The sequence below is a fragment of the Glutamicibacter arilaitensis genome, from assembly GCF_044793945.1.
GTDB classification, from domain to species: Bacteria; Actinomycetota; Actinomycetes; order Actinomycetales; family Micrococcaceae; genus Glutamicibacter; species Glutamicibacter arilaitensis_B.
In genome coordinates this window covers 2098954-2120158 of record NZ_CP084994.1, presented here as the reverse complement: position 1 = coordinate 2120158, position 21205 = coordinate 2098954, and the positions used below count along the sequence as shown (strand labels likewise).

19 protein-coding genes are annotated in these 21205 nt (G+C 57.9%); 13 read left to right on the top strand and 6 right to left on the bottom strand.

All coding sequences use genetic code 11. The features are described from left to right. Nucleotides 1-41: 41 nt before the first annotated feature. Nucleotides 42-224, top strand: a complete 183-nt coding sequence (locus tag LG294_RS09905; protein ID WP_404285380.1) for a hypothetical protein — start codon at nt 42-44, stop codon at nt 222-224. A gap of 96 nt (nt 225-320) precedes the next feature. Here the strand turns inward: LG294_RS09905 and LG294_RS09900 are convergent, their stop codons facing one another. Further along, nucleotides 321-809, bottom strand: a complete 489-nt coding sequence (locus LG294_RS09900) for a DUF4870 domain-containing protein (protein WP_404285379.1) — start codon at nt 807-809, stop codon at nt 321-323. A gap of 201 nt (nt 810-1010) precedes the next feature. Next, nucleotides 1011-3629: a valine--tRNA ligase gene (gene valS, locus LG294_RS09895; RefSeq protein ID WP_404285378.1), complete on the bottom strand. Its 2619-nt coding sequence runs from the start codon at nt 3627-3629 to the stop codon at nt 1011-1013. 251 nt (nt 3630-3880) lie between these two features. On the opposite strand from valS, the gene LG294_RS09890 reads away from it, so the two are divergent. From LG294_RS09890 to LG294_RS09840, 11 genes are all read left to right on the top strand, one after another. Then, a complete protein-coding gene (locus LG294_RS09890) occupies nt 3881-4645 on the top strand; it encodes an SDR family oxidoreductase (protein ID WP_404285377.1) in 765 nt (254 codons plus the stop codon). 10 nt (nt 4646-4655) lie between these two features. Continuing rightward, on the top strand, nt 4656-5348 hold the full coding sequence (locus LG294_RS09885; protein WP_404285376.1) for a sirohydrochlorin chelatase: 693 nt from the start codon (nt 4656-4658) through the stop codon (nt 5346-5348). A gap of 100 nt (nt 5349-5448) precedes the next feature. Then, nucleotides 5449-7149 (top strand): nitrite/sulfite reductase, encoded by a 1701-nt coding sequence (locus LG294_RS09880; protein WP_404285375.1) that lies wholly within the window; start codon nt 5449-5451, stop codon nt 7147-7149. Continuing rightward, entirely contained in the window at nt 7146-7844 is a 699-nt protein-coding gene (locus LG294_RS09875) for a phosphoadenylyl-sulfate reductase (protein ID WP_404285374.1), read from the top strand. The genes LG294_RS09880 and LG294_RS09875 overlap by 4 nt, the downstream gene beginning before the upstream one ends. A gap of 16 nt (nt 7845-7860) precedes the next feature. Continuing rightward, nucleotides 7861-8784: a sulfate adenylyltransferase subunit CysD gene (cysD, locus tag LG294_RS09870; RefSeq protein ID WP_404285373.1), complete on the top strand. Its 924-nt coding sequence runs from the start codon at nt 7861-7863 to the stop codon at nt 8782-8784. 1 nt (nt 8785) lies between these two features. After that, nucleotides 8786-10081, top strand: a complete 1296-nt coding sequence (locus LG294_RS09865; protein ID WP_404285372.1) for a sulfate adenylyltransferase subunit 1 — start codon at nt 8786-8788, stop codon at nt 10079-10081. Beyond that, nucleotides 10068-11147, top strand: a complete 1080-nt coding sequence (locus tag LG294_RS09860) for an ABC transporter substrate-binding protein (RefSeq protein ID WP_404285371.1) — start codon at nt 10068-10070, stop codon at nt 11145-11147. The genes LG294_RS09865 and LG294_RS09860 overlap by 14 nt, the downstream gene beginning before the upstream one ends. Then, on the top strand, nt 11147-11887 hold the full coding sequence (locus LG294_RS09855) for an ABC transporter ATP-binding protein (protein WP_404291716.1): 741 nt from the start codon (nt 11147-11149) through the stop codon (nt 11885-11887). Before LG294_RS09860 ends, LG294_RS09855 begins: the two co-directional genes overlap by 1 nt. Beyond that, nucleotides 11862-12719 carry an ABC transporter permease gene (locus tag LG294_RS09850; RefSeq protein WP_404285370.1) on the top strand — a complete coding sequence of 286 codons (858 nt, stop codon included), beginning with the start codon at nt 11862-11864 and terminating at the stop codon, nt 12717-12719. Before LG294_RS09855 ends, LG294_RS09850 begins: the two co-directional genes overlap by 26 nt. Further along, nucleotides 12712-13491, top strand: a complete 780-nt coding sequence (cobA, locus tag LG294_RS09845; RefSeq protein WP_404285369.1) for a uroporphyrinogen-III C-methyltransferase — start codon at nt 12712-12714, stop codon at nt 13489-13491. Before LG294_RS09850 ends, cobA begins: the two co-directional genes overlap by 8 nt. Before the next feature lie 18 nt (nt 13492-13509). Continuing rightward, nucleotides 13510-14964, top strand: a complete 1455-nt coding sequence (locus tag LG294_RS09840) for an FAD-dependent oxidoreductase (protein ID WP_404285368.1) — start codon at nt 13510-13512, stop codon at nt 14962-14964. A gap of 239 nt (nt 14965-15203) precedes the next feature. Here LG294_RS09840 and LG294_RS09835 read toward each other — a convergent pair whose 3' ends face one another. From LG294_RS09835 to LG294_RS09820, 4 genes are all read right to left on the bottom strand, one after another. Then, nucleotides 15204-15650, bottom strand: a complete 447-nt coding sequence (locus LG294_RS09835) for a DUF2871 domain-containing protein (RefSeq protein WP_404285367.1) — start codon at nt 15648-15650, stop codon at nt 15204-15206. Continuing rightward, nucleotides 15643-17748, bottom strand: coding sequence for an MMPL family transporter (locus LG294_RS09830; RefSeq protein ID WP_404285366.1), 2106 nt, complete (start codon nt 17746-17748; stop codon nt 15643-15645). Before LG294_RS09830 ends, LG294_RS09835 begins: the two co-directional genes overlap by 8 nt. Nucleotides 17749-17844: 96 nt before the next feature. Next, nucleotides 17845-18462: a response regulator gene (locus tag LG294_RS09825; protein ID WP_404285365.1), complete on the bottom strand. Its 618-nt coding sequence runs from the start codon at nt 18460-18462 to the stop codon at nt 17845-17847. After that, on the bottom strand, nt 18459-19739 hold the full coding sequence (locus tag LG294_RS09820; protein WP_404285364.1) for a sensor histidine kinase: 1281 nt from the start codon (nt 19737-19739) through the stop codon (nt 18459-18461). The genes LG294_RS09825 and LG294_RS09820 overlap by 4 nt, the downstream gene beginning before the upstream one ends. A gap of 232 nt (nt 19740-19971) precedes the next feature. Here LG294_RS09820 and LG294_RS09815 point away from each other — a divergent pair, with 232 nt between their 5' ends. Continuing rightward, complete coding sequence (locus LG294_RS09815; RefSeq protein WP_404285363.1) at nt 19972-21174, top strand: glycerophosphodiester phosphodiesterase family protein; 1203 nt, start codon at nt 19972-19974, stop codon at nt 21172-21174. Nucleotides 21175-21205 lie beyond the last annotated feature (31 nt).

Sequence of the window (21205 nt, the reverse complement as noted above, 5' to 3'; positions counted from 1 at the left end):
TCGATGAAGACATTCCGCCCAAACTCTTTGAGGAGCAGGCTTTGGAATCAAAAGATGACGATGCTGGCGAATGCGCCAAAGGTAAGAGTGCTAGCCAGAAGTTGCCTAAAACTGTCAGCGAACAGCTCGCTTATTTTGACGATATACGTAAACAGGATGCTAAACCGATGCATGTAGAAATCCAAAGCCCAGCGGGGAAACTCGATGATGATGAGGACCTCTGAGTCTGCCTCGGTGTCTTATGGATAACGCGCAACTGCTCTCGAACCCGAGGGTTCGAGAGCAGTGCTTAGTATGTTTCCTTCAACCTAGCTGCTTGGCTAGCTCACGAACGTGAAGTTGAAGGGATATTTGTAGGAGCGCCTTGCCTGATACTCGTTCGGAGCATTGATTGCAGCCATAATGGCCACCACGAAGCAGGCGATTCCGCCTAGTAACCCGATGACCCAACCGATCACGGGAAGTAAGGCCAGTAAACCGATGATCGCGCGGATGATGCTGAAATTCAGGGTATCTCGGTGGAAATCTCTAACTATCGGGTTGGTGCGTTCCTTATCGATGATGAAGAAGATCAGTGCTGGAATAATGCCGAAGAACGCAGAAAGCCAGCCGTTGAGCTGAATCCGCTGGAGGTTCTCATCCGGGCCTTGTGCCTGGTAACCCGGCTGCGGCTGATTCCCTTGACCTGGATATGATCCAACCGGTTCGGAGTTGGCTGGGGGCGTAGGCGATTCGCCAGGCACGGGGTTCGAACGTTGTCCCTCGCTGAGCGGATCGGAGTCATGTGGGTCTTCCGGTGCGGTAGTCATACGAGCCTCTCTAGAGAGTAGCTTGAATATGTAGTATGAGCGTACCCCTTGACTCTAGGCCATGAATAAATAATATCAAGGCGTCAAGAACCATTGCCTAACTTGAACGTCTCTCGCAAAATCCGATTCAAGATACTGTTCAGGCATGAGAAAGGCCGTCGAGAGTTTCTCGACGGCCTTTCTCATTCACTATTTCGGAATTTAGGCTTCTTCGGCAGGAGCCAATTCCACGTTCACTACGCTCAGCTCGCCGTCGGCCTCAACCAACGTCAGTTCGCGTGCGTTGCCCGCCGACTTCAGGTCGGTGAAGCCTGCACGAAGCTGTTCGATCTGCGCTGCCGGTGCATGAATCTCACCGGAAAGGACCTCGGTACGCTGCTTGACCTTGGCATCCGATTTGGCCTTGCGGATGCCAGATAGCGCGATTCCAACGGTCGGGAGTACTGTTGCGTCGGCACCTTCGGTAGCAGCGGTCAGGTGCGTGGTGCTCGGCCACTGCGACAGGTGCACTGACCCGGTGCGCCACCAACCCCAGACCTCTTCGGTAGCGAACGGCAGGAACGGTGCGAACAAACGCAGCACCGAATCCAAGGTCGTGGCGAGAGTTGCCAGGACACTAGCCTGCTCCTCGGCTCCATGGCCACCGTAGGCACGATCCTTGACCAGTTCGACATAGTCGTCGGTGAACGACCAGAAGAAGGACTCGGTGATGTCCAAGGCGCGGGCGTAGTCGTAGTTCTCGAAGGCACGTTGCGCGTCCTGGATAACCGTGGACAGGCGCAGTAGCAGTGAGCGATCTAGACCGTTGATCACCACCGATGCATCATCGGTGAGAACGTTGGCTTCGGTGGCGCCCAAGTTCAAGACGAACTTCGAAGCGTTGAGGATCTTGATCGCTAGACGGCGACCAATCTTCATCTGGTTGATCTCGTAGGCGGTATCCGCGCCCAGCTTGGCGCTGGCCGCCCAGTAACGTACTGCGTCCGAACCGAACTTCTCCAGAACCTCGTTCGGAACCACCACGTTGCCCTTGGACTTGGACATTTTCTTGCGATCTGGATCTAGGATCCAACCGGAAATGGCCGCGTGCTTCCATGGAACATCATTGTGCAGCGCATCTGCACGCACAGCAGTGGAGAACAGCCATGTGCGGATGATGTCGTGGCCCTGCGGACGCAGATCGAATGGGTAGACCTTGGAGAAGAACTGATCGTCGCGTCCCCAGCGGCCCGCAATCTGCGGGGTCAACGAACTGGTAGCCCAAGTGTCGAGCACATCTGCGTCACCGATGAAACCGCCGGCCACGCCGCGCTGGTCTTCGCTGAAACCTGCTGGAGCGTCGGCAGCCGGGTCGATAGGAAGCTGCGCTATCTCGGGCAAGATCGGTGCATCATAATTCGGTTCGCCATGTTCGTTGACCTGGTACCAAACAGGTACCGGAACGCCGAAGAAACGCTGGCGGGAAACAAGCCAGTCGCCGTTTAGCCCCGAGACCCAGTTTTCGTAGCGCGAGCGCATGAACGAAGGATGGAAATCGATCTGCTCTCCGCGCGCGATCATCTGGCTGCGGCGCTCTTCGTCGCGGCCACCATTGCGGATGTACCACTGCCGGGAGGTGACGATTTCCAGCGGCTTGTCGCCCTTTTCGAAGAAGTTCACCGGACGGGAGACTTTCTTCGGCTCGCCGTCGAGCAGCTCTGCCTCGGTGAGCATCGTGACGACGGTTTCCTTGGCGGAGAATACGGTCTTCGACGCGATCTCTGCGTAAGCGGCCTGACCTGCTTCGGTGGTGATCCACTCCGGGGTGTCAGCCAGGATGCGACCGTCACGGCCAATGATGGCTCGGGTTGGAAGCTGCAGTTCACGCCACCAGGTGACGTCGGTCAAGTCGCCGAAGGTGCACACCATGGCGATACCTGAACCCTTATCTGGCTGGGCCAGCGGGTGCGGGTAGACGGTAACTGGAACGCCGAAGATTGGCGAGGTGACGGTTTTGCCGAAGAGGTGCTTGTAGCGCTCGTCTTCGGGGTGGGCCACGAGACCTGCGCAGGCTGCAAGCAGTTCCGGGCGGGTGGTCTCGATAAAGACCTGCTCACCGCCCTCGGCATCAAATGCATAGCGGTAGTAGGCGCCGGGCATTTCGCGGTCTTCAAGTTCGGCCTGGGCCACTGCAGTCCGGAAAGTCACGTCCCACAGGGTCGGCGCTTCTGCCATGTAGGCATCGCCCTCAGCCAGGTTCTCCAAGAAGGCACGCTGCGATACTGCGCGGGAATTGTCATCGATCGTGCGGTAGGTCATGCGCCAGTCAACCGATAGGCCCAACGTGCTGAACAGGTGCTCGAAGACCTTCTCGTCCTCGACTGCTAATTCTTCACAGATTTCAATGAAATTCTTGCGGCTAACGACATCCCAATCGCGCTGGTTCTTGGCCGGGGATTCCGGGGGGCGGTAGCCCTCAATGTATGGTTTGGTCGGATCACAGCGAACACCATAGTAGTTCTGTACACGGCGTTCGGTCGGTAGTCCGTTGTCATCCCAGCCCAGCGGGTAGAACACGTTCTTGCCGCTCATGCGCTGGAAACGAGCCAGCACGTCGGTCTGCGTGTAGGAGAACATGTGTCCTACGTGCAGGGAACCCGAAGCAGTTGGTGGGGGAGTGTCGATGGAGTAAACGGCCTCGCGGGTCGTGTCCTCGTTGAAGTGATAGGTGCCCTCGGTGCGCCACCGGGACGAAAGACGTTCCTCCAAGCCTTCCAAAGCGGGCTTGTCAGGAACGGAAACCGTTGCGGGCGTGTCTGTGCCCAAGTTGTCTTCTGCCATGGCTCCATTCTTCCATGTTTTGCAGGGGAGGCAGGCATTGTGATTCATGGTCTCGACCACTTGACCAGTGGCGGTCTGTACGGCGGGCTTCGAATGCTGGTCTGAATCTTCTACCCTTCCCTCAGCAGCCGGCTATGCCCGGCTGGCTGAGCACATGCAGGTCCGCTGACGCTAATGGGATTCAGAAGGCATTCACGTAAGACAGATTCATCGCCTCGCGCCTCGAAGCTGCGAAGTTCTATGGTTGGGACATGACTTTTTCTCAGAATCATGAAAGCACCCGCTCGGCTCTCGTCACCGGGGCATCCAGCGGAATCGGACAGGCGACGGTTCGCGCGCTGCGCGAGCAGGGCTGGAAGGTATTTGCAGTGGCCCGCCGTGCCGATAGGCTCAACGCCCTCGCCGAGGAAAGCGGTGCGATAGCGTTGGCGGCCGACGTGAGCGTGCAGTCTGATGTTGACGCATTGGTAGTTAGCGTCGCTGAACAAGGCGGCGTGGACACGCTGGTCAATTGCGCAGGTGGCGCACGCGGCAGCGACTACTGGGCTGAAGCCAAAGACGAAGACTGGGAATTCATGTGGCAGTCAAACGTTATGGGCACCATGCGGTTGACCCGAGCGCTGCTGCCGTCCCTGCGTACCACCGGCGGCACGATCCTGAACGTCACATCGACCGCTGCATTGGCAAGCTACGAAGGCGGTAGTGGATACAATGCCGCAAAGTCGGCGCAACGAGCCATGAGCCAGGCGCTCCGTCTGGAGGAAGTTGAAAACGGCATTCGCGTGATCGAGATTCTTCCTGGACTTGTGCAGACCGAAGAATTCGCATTGCGCCGGCTGGGGAGCAAAGAAGCCGCTGAGAACGTCTACGCTGGGGTCGCTGAACCGTTGACCGCAGAAGACGTGGCCGAGGTGATCCGCTACGCGGTCAGCGCGCCGGCGCATGTGAATCTCGACGAAATAGTGATTCGGCCACAGGCTCAGGCCGCCAATCACAAGCTGATCCGCAAGGGCTAGGGCTCCGTAGATGGGACGAATTCACGTACTTGCCGCTTCGCACGGCACCGATGACGAACGCGGCCAACGACTTATCCACGAGTTGCGTGCACAGCTCGAAGAACTGGCACGCAACTCGGGGCTCACCGAGCTGGTGTGGCATGAGGCTTATGTAGATGTCCAGCATCCGCAGATTCCCGCAGTGCTCGACTCGCTGCCCGCGGATGAACCAGCAGTGGTGTTGCCGCTGCTGGTGGCCGATGGCGTGCACACGACATACGACATTGCCGGCGCGGTGAAAGCTAGAGCTAACACCACCGCGGCCGCTCCGCTTGGCTCCTTGCCCGAGCTTGCCCACGTTTTGGCGCGACGCGCGCAAGCTCATCTTGAACTTCACTCAACCGTTGTTCTAGCTGCTGCCGGAACCAGACTTGAAACGGGTCAACAACAGATCGGGGAACTGGCGAAATTAGTCTCGGCTGAACTTGGACGGGAAGTCCAGGTTGCATACTGTGCGGGCGCCAAGCCACTTATCCAGGATCTGCTAGCCACCGAAATTCAGGCACCAGTGCTCGTGCTGAGCGCGCTTTTAGCCGACGGTTTATTTCAAACCCGCTTAGCTAGCACGGGCGCCTCGGTGATAACAAGCCCGCTGCTACCGGACGTCATGATCGCTAAATGTTTCTTCGTAAGACTCCAAGAGGCGCTTAAAGCGGCCTGCTAGTTGTCCCCAGATGACGAAGTTCATCGTGTTTGAGTAAAGCGCGGTCATGTGACTACTCGTGGTTGCCAGCCCCTAGGGGCTGGTTTCTACGCTGGCTTACATGACGCAATCAACCGCACCTGTTCGCCCCAAGCGGGCAGCTAAACCTCAAGGTCAATGGAAGATAGACGGCCAACAGCCGTTGAACCACAACGAGGAACTCAAAGCCGCCGACGACGGCCTGAACGTACGTGAACGAATCGAGCAGATCTACGCACTCAAGGGCTTCGACTCGATAGATCCAGATGACCTGCACGGTCGTTTTCGTTGGTGGGGTCTATACACCCAACGCGCCCAGGGCATTCCTGGAGGAAAGACCGCCACCCTTGAGCCGCACGAACTTGAAGACAAGTACTTCATGCTTCGAGTGCGCATTGACGGCGGGGCGCTGAGCACCGAGCAGCTGCGCGTTATTGCAGGGATCTCCACCGAATTTGCACGTGACACGGCAGACTTCACCGACCGCCAGAATATTCAATTGCACTGGGTGGATGTGGTCGATGTGCCCGAAATCTGGCGCCGGCTCGAAGCCGTGGGCCTGAACACCACCGAAGCCTGTGGAGACGTCCCGCGCGTCATCTTGGGTTCACCGGTGGCAGGGATCGCTAAAAATGAAATCATCGACCCCACCCCGGTGATCCAAGAGATCGCCCGACGCTATGTGGGCAACCCGGAATTCTCCAACCTGCCTCGCAAGTACAAAACCGCCATTACCGGCCATCCAAATCAGGATGTCGTACACGAGATCAATGACTTCGCGCTGGTCGGAGTCGTGCACCCGGAACTCGGTGCGGGATATGACCTCTGGGTGGGCGGCGGATTGTCTGCGAACCCGAGGCTGGGCGAACGGCTCGGCGCCTTCGTCAGTGAAGAAAACGCGGCCGAAGTATGGGAGGGAGTCACCTCCATTTTCCGCGACTACGGTTTCCGCCGTCTGCGCAACCGAGCCCGCCTGAAGTTCCTGCTCGCAGACTGGGGAACCGAGAAGTTCCGCCGGGTCCTCCAAGACGAATACCTGGGCTACGAGCTTCCCGACGGTCCGCCAGCGGCCAAGCCGGAAGAATCGGGTGACCACTCCGGGGTGCATGAGCAAAAAGACGGCCGATTCTATGTCGGGCTCACCCCACCGGTGGGCCGGGTCTCCGGACGCATTCTTGGTCGATTGGCAGACCTCGTCGAAGCGGCTGGATCCACCAGGCTACGCACCACTCCGCACCAAAAGGTCATCGCGCTGGATATTCCAGCAGAGCAGATAGATACCTTCACCACTGCGGTGCAGGAACTCGGGCTGGATCCATTCCCCGGACTGATCAAACGCTCGGCAATCGCCTGCACCGGCATCGAATTCTGCAAACTGGCCATCGTCGACACCAAAGACACCACCATCGACGCGGTCAAGAAAATCGAATCAAGGCTAGCGGATCACGAGGGAAAGCTTCCCAAAGCCTTGTCCCTGCATGTGAATGGTTGCCCGAACTCATGCGCCCGTATCCAAACGGCAGACATTGGCCTGAAGGGACAGCTGATTACCAACGCCGAAGGCGAGCAAGTCTCCGGATTCCAGGTGCATCTCGGCGGAACGCTAGCCGGTTTCGAAAACGGGGAGGCCGGACTCGGCCGCACCGTGCGCGGACTGAAGGTCGCGGCCGATGAGCTACCTGAATATGTGGAACGCGTCGTCAAAAGCTATTCAACCCACGCCGAAGACAATGAGTCTTTCGCCGCATGGGCACACCGTGCGGACGAGGAGAAGCTGGTATGAGCACCGAAGCAGAACTCCGGCAGATTGCCGCGTTGGGGGCCGAAGAGCTTGGCTGGGACGCTACCGCCGAAGAGGTCATCAAGTTCGCGGCTGCGCATTTTGAACTGCGTGAGATTGCGGTGGCATGCTCCATGGCCGACGCAGTCCTCCCACATCTGGTCTCCGAAAAGATTCCCGAAGTCGATGTGCTGTTCTTGGACACCGGCTATCACTTCGCCGAAACCATCGCGGCAAGGGACGAGGTAGCCCGAGCTCTTCCGGTACGCATCATCGACGTGCTGCCCGAGCTCACGGTCGCCGAGCAAGATGCCAAATTCGGCAAGGACCTATTTGCCCGCGATGCAGCATCCTGCTGCCAGCAACGAAAGATGGATCCACTGAAGAAAGCCCTGAACGGCTACGGGGCTTGGTTCACCGGCGTGCGCCGCGACGAGGCACCTACCAGAGCGAACACGCCGCTGGTGACCTTTGACGAAACCCATGGATTAGTGAAGTTCAACCCGTTGGCCGCCTGGTCCTTCGAGGAGCTCATCGGCTACGCCACGGAACACTCAGTTCCAGTGAATATGTTGCTCGCCCATGGGTATCCATCCATTGGCTGCCAACCATGCACCCGGCCGGTGGCCGAGGGTGAAGACCCCCGTGCAGGTCGCTGGGCGGGGCTTGCGAAAACCGAATGCGGCATACACATCTAGTCGAGGAGAGAAGCAAATGACCATCACAGCTAATGCGCCCACCCAAGCGCGGCGCAGCGTCCTTGACGCCTTAGAAGCCGAATCAATTCACATCATCCGCGAAGTGCTCGCCGAATTCGAGAATCCCGGCTTGCTCTTCTCCGGAGGCAAAGACTCGGTAGTCGTGCTGCACCTCTTAGCCAAAGCGGTGTTCCCGGCACGAGTACCGATCCCCGTAGTGCATATCGACACCGGCCACAATTTCGGCGAGGTACTCAAATTCCGTGACCAGGTGGTGGCCCGCTACGGACTGAACCTAGTCGTCGGCTCTGTGCAGGAATATATTGACCGCGGCGAGTTGACCGAGCTGCCAGATGGCACCCGAAACCGGTTGCAGACTCGGGTGCTGCTAGACACCATCGAGGCCAACCGCTTCGACGTAGTCTTCGGCGGGGCGCGCCGCGACGAAGACAAAGCACGCGCCAAGGAACGCATCTTGTCCCTGCGAGATGAATTCGGGGTTTGGGATCCACGGAACCAACGCCCAGAAATCTGGAGCTTGTACAACGGCCGGCATGCACCCGGTGGGCATGTGCGCGCCTTCCCGATCTCCAACTGGACCGAACGCGACATCTGGGCCTATATCAAGCAGGAACAAATCCAGCTCCCGCCGATCTACTTCGCCCACAAACGCCAAGTTTTCCAACGCGATGGCATGTGGCGGGCGGTCACCGCCGTTTCGACACCAGCCAAAGGGGAAATCGTCAGCATCCGCCAGGTGCGTTACCGCACCGTGGGAGATGCAAGCTGCACCGGCGCGGTGCTCTCCGCGGCCGATACCGTGCCCAAGGTACTGGACGAATTAGCCCTGGCAACTTTGACCGAACGCGGCGCGACCAGGGCAGATGACCGAATATCAGCAGCGGGAATGGAAGACCGCAAGACCGAAGGGTACTTCTAAAATGACTACGACACTGCTCCGTATCGCCACCGCAGGTTCGGTAGACGACGGAAAATCAACGCTTGTCGGCCGGCTGCTACACGATGCCAAAGCGATCCTCGCAGACTCGCTGGACGATATCGCCCGAACCAGCGCCGAACGCGGCTTCGGGGGAGCGACACCGGCCCTGGACCTGGCGCTGGTCACCGACGGGCTACGTGCCGAACGGGAACAAGGCATCACCATCGACGTGGCTTACCGGTACTTTTCCACCCAGAACCGCTCCTTCATCCTGGCCGACTGCCCCGGCCACGTGCAATACACCCGTAATACCGTCACCGGGGCATCCACGGCGGATGCGGCGATAGTGCTGGTCGATGCGCGGCACGGTGTCCTGGAACAAACCCGCCGCCACCTCGGGGTGCTTGCATTGCTGCGCGTGCCGCAGCTGGTGGTGGCCGTAAACAAGATGGACCTGGTCGGCTGGGACGAGCAACGTTTCAGCGACATTGAAAGCGACATCTTAGGTATCGCGGGCGCACTTGGGATTACGCAGAGCGCGGTCATCCCGGTCTCGGCGCTGAACGGAGACAACATCGTCGAGGCGTCGGCGCTCAGCGACTGGTATGCCGGCCCCACCTTGCTAGGCCTGCTCGAAGACCTCGAACCGGCCATCAACCACGGTGTCGCCCGATTGGATGTCCAGTACGTCATCCGCCCGCAAGGGGCACTTGCCGCAGGACTGAATGCCGACGAGTACCGCGACTTCCGCGGGTACGCTGGCACCCTGGTGGATGGGAGCCTATCGGTCGGTGATTCGGTAGCCATCTTGTCCAATGGGCAGCCAACCAGCAGCCGAATCAAGGCCATCCGAACCCCTGCCGGTGCGGTGGATACCGCGCTCGCCGGAGCAGCTGTCGTCGTGCAGCTGAGCGAAGAGATCGATATCGCACGCGGGGACACCATCGTTTTGGGGGAACTTGAAGAGCCGGTGCGCGAAATCGAAGCGAACATTTGTGTCCTTGCTCCGGCAAAGCTCACCGCCGGACAGCAGCTTCTCATCAAGCACGGCACGAAGGTAGCGAAGGCGAAGATCCAAACCCTGGACCATGTGATCAACGTGGCCGACTTCTCGCAGAGCGAAGCCACCGAGCTGAATCTGAATGACCTGGCACGAGTGACGGTACGCAGCTCGGCGGCCTTATCCGTCGCCGACTACCAAGACTCACGCACCGCCGGATCATTTCTGCTGATCGAACCGAGCAGCGGGCAGACCCTGGCAGCGGGAATTATCGAGGTTCAGAATGCAGCCGCCTGATCAGCAGTCCCTTGAACGCCAACGATTCACCTCGCTAGTTGAACAGCCCAATCACCGCGCCCGCTTTGCCGGGATCGTGCTCGTTGGTTTGCTTGCGGCATTTGCGCTGACCACTACCGTTGTTCCGCCGCCGAGCACGGAACGAAGTTCGCTGGCCGCGCCAAGCCCAGCTCAGCAGTTGCGCCTAGGGTACTTTGCCAACGTCACCCATGCCCCGGCGCTCATCACCGATCAGCGTGGGTTCTTGGAATCGGCGCTGGGCGAGGATTCCACGGCATTGGAGACACAGATTTTCAACGCCGGCCCGGCTGCCATCGAAGCACTCAACAGCGGGGCGCTGGATGCAGCATATCTGGGTCCCACTCCCGCGCTGAACAGCTACCTGTCCAGTGGAGGAACGTCGCTGAAGGTAGTAGCCGGTGTTACGAGCGGGGGAGCGAGCCTGGTGGTATCAGCAGATATTGCGTCGGTTGATCAGCTGACCGGTACTGAGCTTGCCACGCCGCAATTCGGCGGGACCCAAGATGTGGCCCTGCGGCACTTCCTGCTCGAACGCGGGATTCAGGACTCGGTGACCGTGACGCCAAGCTCAAATGGCACAGTTCCACAGTTATTCGCCCGCGAGGCAATCGACGGGGCATGGCTACCGGAGCCGCATGCGTCGCTGCTCGTCGAGGAATACGGCGCTCGCCGGTTGGTGGACGAAGCGCAGCTGTGGCCGGATGGCAAGTTTCCGACAACCGTTTTGGTGGTGAACCAGGATTTTTTGGAAGAGCACCCGCAGACGGTCAAGGCGCTTGTCGCAGCTAATTCCGAAGCCATCGATTGGTTGAACTCTGCCGAGAGCGCCGAGCGGTTGGCCGCGGTTCAGGAATCTTTGACCGAGCTCAACGGGAGCAGCCTGCCGGATACGGTCATCGGCGCGGCTCTTGGCGAGGTCAGTTTCGATGAAGAACCGTTGGAGAGTACGTTTCCGACGTTGATGGAACATATCAAATCCGTCGGTTTGGGTGAATCCGGAGATCTTTCGAAGATCGTAGATGGCCAATGGATCGGGACAAGCTGATGGGTGTGGAACTCCATGAAGTGTCGCTGAGCTATGAAAGTTCGGACCTGGTGATAGAGAATCTCAGCGCCCAGATTGAAGACGGCGAATTCATCGCCATTCTCGGTGCCTCGGGCTGCGGTAAATCGTCACTGCTGAACCTGATTGCCGGATTGCTTCAGCCCACCTCCGGATGGATTGAAGTCCCTAAAGACGGTGCTGCCTTCATGTTCCAAGATGCAAATCTGCTCCCGTGGCTCAGCGCAGCCGAGAATATTTCATTGGCTTTGAAACTTGGGGGATATCCGGCCGAACAACGTGAAGCGCGAGTTGTGGAACTGCTCAGACTGGTTCAGTTAGGGCATGCAGGAAAGAAAAAGCCACATGAACTTTCCGGAGGCATGCGGCAGCGTGTGGCGCTGGCGCGGGCACTCGCTCAAGACCGGCAGGTGTTGCTGATGGACGAGCCATTTGCTGCATTGGATGCGATCACCCGAGACATGTTGCATGAAGAATTGCGGAACCTCTGGCAGCAGACAGGCAAGACAATCGTTTTCGTCACCCACAATGTGCGCGAAGCGATTCGGCTATCGGGGCGGATCTTGGTGCTTTCTTCCCATCCGGGACGAATTCTAGAGACCCGGCGTATCTCCACCGAGTTAAGGAACAACCCCGCGCAATCGGCCGCCCTCGCCGATGAGCTGACAACAATTCTCAGGAAGGAGCAGCGAAAACATGAGCACCTTGACTCAGCAAATTAGCGGGTCTGCGGCGAAAGCCGCACGCCAAGCCAAGTCGACGAAATCACTAGATGCGGTTATTGCACCGATCATCACCGTGGTCGTGCTCATTAGTCTGTGGCAGATAGCTTCGTGGGCGGTTCCGATCCGGGAGGATCTCTTTCCAGGCCCTGGATCTGTCGCCGCGAAACTCCCTGAAATGTTGGCCAATGGAACGCTGGTATCTGCCGTCGGCACGTCCCTGTTTCGTGCCTTGACGGGATTTCTGCTCGCGGTGCTCATCGCAACGCCAATTGCCTTGTTGTTGGCGCATCAGCCACTGGCCCGAAAAGGCATTGGGCCGCTGATTTCGGCCATGCAGGTACTTCCATCTATTGCTTGGGTTCCGGCGGCCATCATTCTCTTCGGTTTAAGCAATGCGACTATCTACACGGTCTTGCTGCTGGGCGCGGTTCCTTCAATTATTAACGGATTGCTCTCCGGAATTGATCTGATCCCGCAACAATACCGGGCACTGTCAACGGTGCTCGGCGCAAATAAACGTCAGCATATTTGGCACGTTGAACTGCCCGCCGCGTTGCCTGGATATGTAGCCGGGCTCCGGCAAGGATGGGCTTTCGCTTGGCGGTCATTGATGGCCGCGGAACTGATCGCAGTTGGTGGATCGCTGGCACTCGGTGTGGGCTCGTTGCTGCAACGAGGTCGCGACCTCGCAGACCTTCCCTTGGTGATGTTGGTCATATTGGTGATTTTGCTCGTCGGTGTACTCATTGAACTTTTATGCTTTGCCCCCTTGGAGCGCAAGCTGTTGCGCGACCGGGGTATGAATCGAACTGGAGGAAATAATGGCTAAGGGAAAAATAACCCTGATTGGCGGTGGCCCGGGAGATCCTGAGCTCATCACCGTGGCCGGATACAAGGCACTTTTGGCGGCGGATGTGGTGCTTGCCGATCGACTTGGTCCCACCGCACTTTTGGCGGACCTTGCCGAGGAAGTCACGGTCATCGATGTCGGAAAAGCTCCTGGTTGCCACGTCAAAACACAGGATGAAATCAATAAACTGCTAGTCAAGTACGCTTCCGAAGGACTGGATGTGGTTCGCTTGAAAGGCGGTGACCCATTCGTTTTGGGTCGCGGTGGTGAAGAAATGCTCTTCGCCGCGGAGCATGGAATTTCCACTCGTGTCATTCCGGGGATCACCAGTTCCATTTCGGTACCTGCCGCAGCGGGAATCCCGGTGACCCATCGAGGCGTGGCTGCCGGGTTCACGGTGATCAGCGGTCACGACGATCTCACCGACGTCCCGCTGCGCGCGGACCACACGCTAGTAGTATTAATGGGGGTGTCTAACCTGCCACAAATCGTTGAGACCTTGCTTACTCGTGGTTTAGCGTCAAGTACGCCAATTGGGATAGTTGAGCGAGGTTACTCACAGACGCAGCGGACAACTATCGGTACGCTAGAAGAGATTGTAGTGCGCGCCCATAAGGCCGCCGTGGCGAATCCGGCCGTCATCGTGATCGGTGACGTTGTTCGTCTAGCACCTGAAGCTTCAACCCAGTTGGTTGGAGTTCAACCGCTGGACACCGTCGACGCCGCAGCGTCGGCCTCATTCGCTGACTAAGAAAGTAGATGTTGTTTGATGAGTGAAATTCACGTACCGGAGCATTTGACCTCCCGCGCCCTGCGCGTTGCCATTGTCGGTGCCGGTCCTGCAGGCATCTACGCAGCAGACCTGCTCAATAAGAGCCAGCCCGTATCTTCTGGCGAGTTGTCCCTCAAGGTGGACCTCTTCGATGAGCTTCCAACCCCGTTCGGCCTGATTCGCTATGGCGTATCCCCGGACCACCCACGCATTAAGGGCATCATCACCGCCTTGCACAAGGTGCTAGACAATGACTGGATCAACTTCTACGGAAACGTTGGTCTGGGACGCGACATCAGCTTGGAAGAACTCCACGAACGCTATGACGCGGTCATCATCTCAACCGGCGCCCAGAAGGACGCAGACCTGAACATCCCAGGTGTTGAACTTGATGGATCCCACGGTGGCGCAGACTTCGTTTCTTGGTACGACGCACACCCAGATGCAGATAAGAACTGGGACCTGTCGGCCAAGGAAGTTGCCGTTATCGGCAACGGCAACGTCGCGTTGGACGTCGCCCGTATCCTCTCCAAGCATGCAGACCAGCTGTTGGAAACCGAAATCCCGGCTCACATCTTCGATCAGCTGAATGACTCGGCAGTTACCGACGTGCACGTCTTCGGCCGTCGTGGCCCAGCACAGGTGAAGTTCACTCCTTTGGAACTGCGCGAACTGTCGCACTCCAAGGACGTGGATATCGTCCTGTACGAAGAAGACTTCGACTTTGATGAAGGTTCTGAAGAAGCAATCCGAACCAGCAATCAGACCAAAACCATGGTGGCGACCTTGACCAACTGGTTGATTGAACAGGAAGAGCGCGAGGAAACCGCCAGCGCTTCACGCCGCCTGCACCTGCACTTCTTGCAGTCCCCGGTCGAGGTCCTTGGTGAAGACGGCAAGGTCACCGGCCTGAAGCTTGAACGCAATGAACTCGATGGCACCGGTAACGTCAAGGGCACCGGCGAATTTATCGAGTACCCAGTTCAGGCCGTCTACCGTGCGGTGGGCTACTTCGGCTCAGCAGTGGATGGCATCGAATATGATGGCCAGCGAGGCGTATTGCCAAACATTGAAGGCCGAGTGCTGGACGCTGAGGGCGCCCACATCAATGGCTTGTACGCGACCGGTTGGATCAAGCGTGGTCCAATTGGATTGATCGGCCACACCAAGGGCGATGCCTTGGAAACCATCAATCACCTGCTTTCGGACCTAGGAAGCCTTCCGGTCCCTGCCTCTGAGCAGAGTGCAGCCGAGCTCCTGGAGTCCCGTGGTGTGGACTATGCGGATTGGGACGGTTGGATGAGCCTGGACAAGCAGGAAAAGGCGCTTGGCGCTGCTGCCGGCACCCTGGAAACTCGCTTCGGTGAAATCACCCGCGACCGTATCAAGGTCGTCGAGCGAAACGAGATGCTGGAGTTTGCGCGAGCAAAAAAATTAGCTAAGAGCCTGTAGCGAGTAGACAGGTTCAGGAATAACTGGCACTCGATGATCTTCGGATCATCGAGTGCCATTTTCCTTTAACCAGGGCAACCTTGAAATCCTCTTGAGCCCCTCAAAAGCATGAAAACGATCCACCCGATCCTAAGAGCGCCCGAGTTCAGGCGACAGTCGGGAAAACCGGGGGCCTTGATTAAAGCGGTTATGGGAGAGGCAAATGCCCCTCCCATAACATTCATCCCTTTTCAGGTCCCCTAGACATTGAGCTTTTCGACCTTGTCAGCTTGGGTGCCCGCTGGAACGCTGCGACGAAGCATGACGAACAGCAAGATCATCCCTGCAGTTAGTGCCATATGTCCAAGCCCGGCGATTCCGGAGATCATCTTGGATGACTCAAGACCCAGAACGGTGAGCATTCCGTGAGTGACCTGCATTCCTGCGGTCAGGATTACACCGGCGTTGTAGGTGCCAAGGAACCACGCGTACAGCTTGCGGTGAGCGCTGATATTGAAGGCCTTCTCCAGCAGCAGGACCAGCAAGGTGACGATGAAACCAAGGACCAGCAGGTGGGTGTGAACCACCGACAGCTGAGTCCAGCCACCCTCGGGGAACTCGTTCATCTTGGTGAATTCACGGTAGAAGAGTCCGGAAGCAACGCCTACGAGCATGTAGGCAAAGGCGATGTTGATGAGCTTACGCATGAGTTTTACTTTCAATGAGTTCGACAGTTGAGGAATTTTCGGGGGTAATTCTGGGGCCGCGGTAACCGAAGACCGGCGACTTGGCACGACCTAGCAAAATGAATAGTGCTGGCAGGAGCAAGGTTCGCACCACGAAGGTGTCCAACAGGACTCCGAGACCTACGATGAGGCCAAGTTGGCCAAGAACCATCAGCGGCAAGCTCGATAGGGCGGCGAAGACGCCAGCCAAGACCACGCCAGCGCTGGTGATCACGGCACCGGTTCGGCTTGTCGCGTTGACGATCGCTGCGTCCAGGGGCATCTGTTTCGATTCCTGCTTGACGCGTTGAGTTAAGAAGATCGTGTAATCAACGCCCAATGCGACGAGGAAGACGAAGGCCAGCAGCGGTACTTGAACATCCAGGGCAGCCGTATCGAAGAGCATCGAACCGATCAAAGACCCCAAACCAACCGCAGCTGCAGCACTGAGCAAATTGGTCAGCGACAACACCAACGCCGTGCGGAATTTACCGGTAACTACCCACAACATCACTAGGCATACAGCCACGATCAGCGGTGCGATGACGGCAAAGTCACGCAGGTGGCTTTGATGCGCGTCGTAAGCTTCAGCGATGGTTCCACCGACCAAGGGCTCGGCGCCTGGGACCTGCTTCAATTCGCTGCGGAGAGATTCGATTAGTTCAAAGCTCTCTGGTGAACCAGATTCACTGCTGCCAATGACCATCACTCGTTCGAGCGCAGAATGTGGCAGGGCAGGCAGCAGGTTTGCACGCTCCACGCCTGGAACATTTTCGGCGGTTTCGGTGACCGCTTCGCCGGTGCCAGGTTTTGCCAGCACGGTGATCGGAGCGGTTTCACCGATCGGGAAATGCTCTGCGATTCGTTCGGTGGCGGAAGTGGATTCGGTGGCGCTACGGAACTGCTCGGTCTGGCGCAACCCAACGTTGGTTGCCCCGAGCGCGGAAGCCAGGACCACCAAGATGAGCACCAGCGCCGAAAGGTTGACTATGGGGCGTTTGATGACCGCGGCGGCGGCTTTGCCCCACAGAGAACGCTTTGCCACTACCTGATCTGGTCGAGGTACCAAAGGCCAGAACACCTTGCGGCCGCACAGAGCCATCAGCGGGGTGAGCAAGAACAAGTTGAACGCCGCAGCGATCAGCAGCCCTGCAGCGCAGGCAATGCCCAATCCGCGAGTGTCTTCCATAACCGCAAGCGCCAAAGTGGCCAAGGCCAAAACAACAGTCAGGTTCGAGGAAACAATCGCCTCAAAGCTATTCCGCCAGGCGCTGGCCAGCGCTGCACGGTGATCTGAATGTTGCTGCAGTTCATCGCGGTAGCGCGAAATCAGCAGCAGGGCATAGTTGGTGCCGGCGCCGAAGACCAAGACGCTGAGTACGCCTGAGTCGAAGTGCAGATCCAGCGGCTGGCTTAGTGCGTTGGCGATCAGGCTCGCGCTTCGATCAGCCAATGCCACCACGATCAGTGGGATCAACCAGAGGATCGGTGAGCGGTAAGTCAGGATCAGCAGGACTGCAACGATGCCAACGGTCACCGCGAGCAGCGTGAAGTCTGCGCCGGCGAAAGTGGCCGACAGGTCCAGGCCGAACGCTGGAGCGCCGGAGACCTCAATCAAGAATCCCGTGTTGTTGCCAACGCTGATCTGTTCGCGCAGATCGGTGACGAGCTGTCGATCGCCGTCGGTTCCCGAACTGTCCCACGAAGCTGTCAGCAAGGAGAGCTGGCCGTCTTCGCTGAGCAGCGGCTTGGAGATCTCTAAGGGAAGCTCGGTGCTGAGCTTCTCCGAGATGGATTCCAGGCTTTTGAGGTCGTTGGTATCCAACGTGTGCTGATCGGGATGACCCGCAACGAGCAAAGCGGATTCTTTTCCGGAATCGGGAATTTCTTCCAGAAGTTTTTCTACCTTGGCCGAATCAGAACCGTCGACCAGGGTGCTGGTGCTGCGTTCGGCTGCCGGCATGGAGCTTAGCAAACCGAAAACTGCGAGGATGATTGCGAGCGCGCCGAGCAACCAAAGGCGCGCACCGCGCCGTGAGGTCAGCGAGTTCGCTACCGAAGTGAGGACTGGATGTTTCATACTTCTAGTCAATGCCAAAGATAGGTTTGGCAAATCGTGGAAGCGTTCGAACTCTTTGTCAACCGATCGGTTGATACCGCCGGCGGTTGCTGGTTGCTAGATTAGTCCGTGGTTGCGCGCGGCTTGGACCGCTGCGGTACGAGTTGGCGCCTGAAGCTTGTCAAAAATATGCACCAGGTGGGTCTTCACTGTTGCTTCAGAAACGAACAGCGTACGCGCAATTTCGCGGTTGCTCGACCCGGTGGCCAGCTGTTTGAGAACTTCTGTTTCTCTGCTTGTTAAAGCAATTCTTGGTTTGCGCAGACCGGCAACGACACGTTGGGCCATTTCGGGTGCCAGTACGGTGTATCCGGCTGCCGCTTGGCGTACCGAATCGATGATCGTTTGGGAGGCGACGTCCTTCAGCAGATACCCCGCGGCTCCGGCTTCAATGCATTGCAGGATCTCGGCATCTTTGTCGAAGGTGGTCAAGATGAGGACCTGTGGTGGATCGGGTAGCGCACGCAGTGCTGCGGTCGTGGCGACGCCGTTCATTCCGTCGCCTAGCCGCAGGTCGCACAAAACGACATCCACCGGTTTTTCGGTGGCCAGCCTGACCGCTTCTTCTCCGCTTCCTGCCTCGGATAGCACGGTAATTTCGTCGTAGTTTTCGAAAAGTGCGCGCAGCCCGGTTCGCACAATCGGATGGTCGTCAACCAGCATCAGGTTAATCAATTTCCCGCCTCAGGGTTCTTCAATGGGACGTAGGCCGATAGCGCGGTACCTTCGCCCAGCGTGCTTTCGATGTCTAGCCCGCCACCTAATTCGCGTAAGCGTTGGCGCATGGCGGGTAGTCCGAATCCACCGGACTCGAGATTTTTGCCGAGTGCCGACTGCCAGTTGGTTAAGTTGAATCCAATACCATCGTCAACAATGTCCAGTCTGATGGCGTCGCCCGTATCGGCTAGCGAAACGACGGTTTTAGAGGCCTTCGCATGCCTGCGTACATTGGCCAGCGCGGACTGAGCGGTTCGCAGCAACGCGACCTGAATCCCCGGATCCAATACTGGCAGTTCGGCATCAACTCGCAGTTCGCTGGACACTGAACAGTCCTTTTCGAAATCTATCAGCATGCGCCGTAAAGCACCGGCTAGGGCTTGTGTATCCAGTTCGCTTGGTGACATCGCGGCAATGATTCTACGTAGGTCGGTAAGTCCTTGTCCGGAAAGCGATTCGATCCGTTCCAGGGCAATGAATGCCTGCGGGGCCTGTTGTGAATCCAGCGCTGCTTTGGCATGAAGGCCAATGGAAGACAGCTGCTGGGCTATGGTGTCATGAATTTCTCGTGCTACACGGGTACGTTCGGCCAGGGCGCCGGCTTCATGCTGGGAACGGATCAGTTCCTCTTGGAGGTCAGCCATTTCCTGATGGGCCCGCAATAGTGAGGCGACCAGTTCATTGCGTTCGGCGATGTCTCGTTCAAGTTGTAAGTATCCGCGCGAGATTCCCCACGCGAAGGTTCCGCCGACTAGAGGCCCCACAATTCCAGAAACAGTTGATTCTCCCTGATGCAGGAACGGTGCCACGACCGTCACCACGTATACCGCAGCGGACCACAGCACAGACAGCCCCAATGCAAGCTGGTGACCGATGAGCAACCAGAGGCTGAACGCCACCCACATGAATTCTGGTGAGGCCGCCATGCCTAGAGCCCAGCTGGCCAACAAGAACGCTAGCCAGTAGCCCGGGAGTTTGGTGCTTCCCTTGGACCGCAACACCACGAACCCGAAGAGATACCACAGGGCAAATAGCGTGGCGGCTGCGCTGGCCAACCATGTGTTGGAGTCAGAGCTGGAGATAGCTCGAAGCAGTGCGACGAGCAGAAGCACCGCGGTGATCAGGTGTTGGCCCCAACGCAGCGCGCGCACCGAAAGCACACGTTGCTTGGAAAGCTTCTCTGAAGACTTCTGGCTGCCAAGTACTGAAGTTGCGGTGCTGTCAGGGGCCTTCAAGATGCGCCCACCGTCACGGCACCATCTGCATTAGCGCAAGAATTCATGTCTCTGACTCTATCGAAACGTTGCTCCCCGCCGCGCTAAGGCACGATTTCGAATTCGCTGTAATGCATGCCGAACACCGGTTCAAGCGTTTCTTTAGCTCTGATTCATATCGCGTTTAGAAGCGCGATGTTTCCATCAGCGATCGTGGCAGAGGACCCAATGGAACAATGAGGAGACTTCTGAGATGAAATTTCGTTCAATCGCAGTAGGCGCATTGGCCGCCTGCGTAGCAGCAACAGCATTCAGTCCCGCAATGGCAGCGCCCAAGGATGAAAAGGGCGAGACCATCTTGATCGGTCACCGTGGCGCCGCAGGAGTGGCTCCAGAGAACACCCTTGCAGCGGTAGACGCCGGCAGCCGTTCCGGTGCTCAGTTCGTGGAAATTGACATTCAACTTTCCGCCGACGGGGTGCCATTCATTTTCCACGACAATACTCCCGCCCGCACCACCAATGTGGCCGAGGTTTTCCCCGGCCGCGAGAATGACCCAATCACCTCGTTCACCTGGGCCGAGCTCCAGCAGTTGGATGCCGGTTCATACTTCTCCGCGGAATTCACTGGTGAAAAAATCCCACACTTCGATGCAGTGGCAGATTCGCTGAATGGCGAAACCGGTGTATTTATTGAGATCAAGTCGCCAGCTGACTCTCCTGGCATCGAGCAGGTAGTCGCCGACTACCTGGCCACCGATCCGCAGTGGAAAGCTCTGGAAGAAGCCGGAAAGATCGAGGTGCTCAGCTTCGATGCGACGTCCAACAAGAAGTTCGCCGAAATCGCTCCAGACGTCCCCTTGCAGCAGTTGGTAGGTACCGTTCCAAGCGAATCCGAGCTGGCAGAAATTTCCACCTTCGCCGATTCCTTCGGAACCAGCTACCGCACCTTGGACGAAGCAGGTGCGCAGCGTGTGAAGGATGCAGGTCTTGGTTTGGGCGTGTACACGGTGAACTCTGCCGAAGCCGCGCAGGCTTCCTTGGATCTTGGCGTTGAACGCCTGACCGGTGACTTCCCGCAGGAGATCCAACGCCATCTGAAGGGGCAGAAAGTCTTCCCATCGAATAACGGCGTGGTCATTGGCGATTCGGTCAACGACGTCCCGGGCAATGATGTCCAGGCCGAGACCGGCGAGCATGTTGTATTGAACAACGCTGGCAAGCGGACAGTCGACGTCTCCGGCTACCTCGTTCGAGATGCTGGAAATAACCTGTTGTCGATTGGCGAGGGGTACGTGTTGGAGCCTGGCGAAGAGCTGCGTGTCTACACCGGCCCGGGCACCAACGCGGATGATGCCTACTATAACGGCGGCACCGCTAGCGTGCTGAACAACGGTGGCGATTCGGTGGCCCTGTGGACATCAGAGGGCAAGTTGGCCGATACTTTCGCCAACTAATTCCATGAAATAGTAGCTCGCCGGGCAGAGC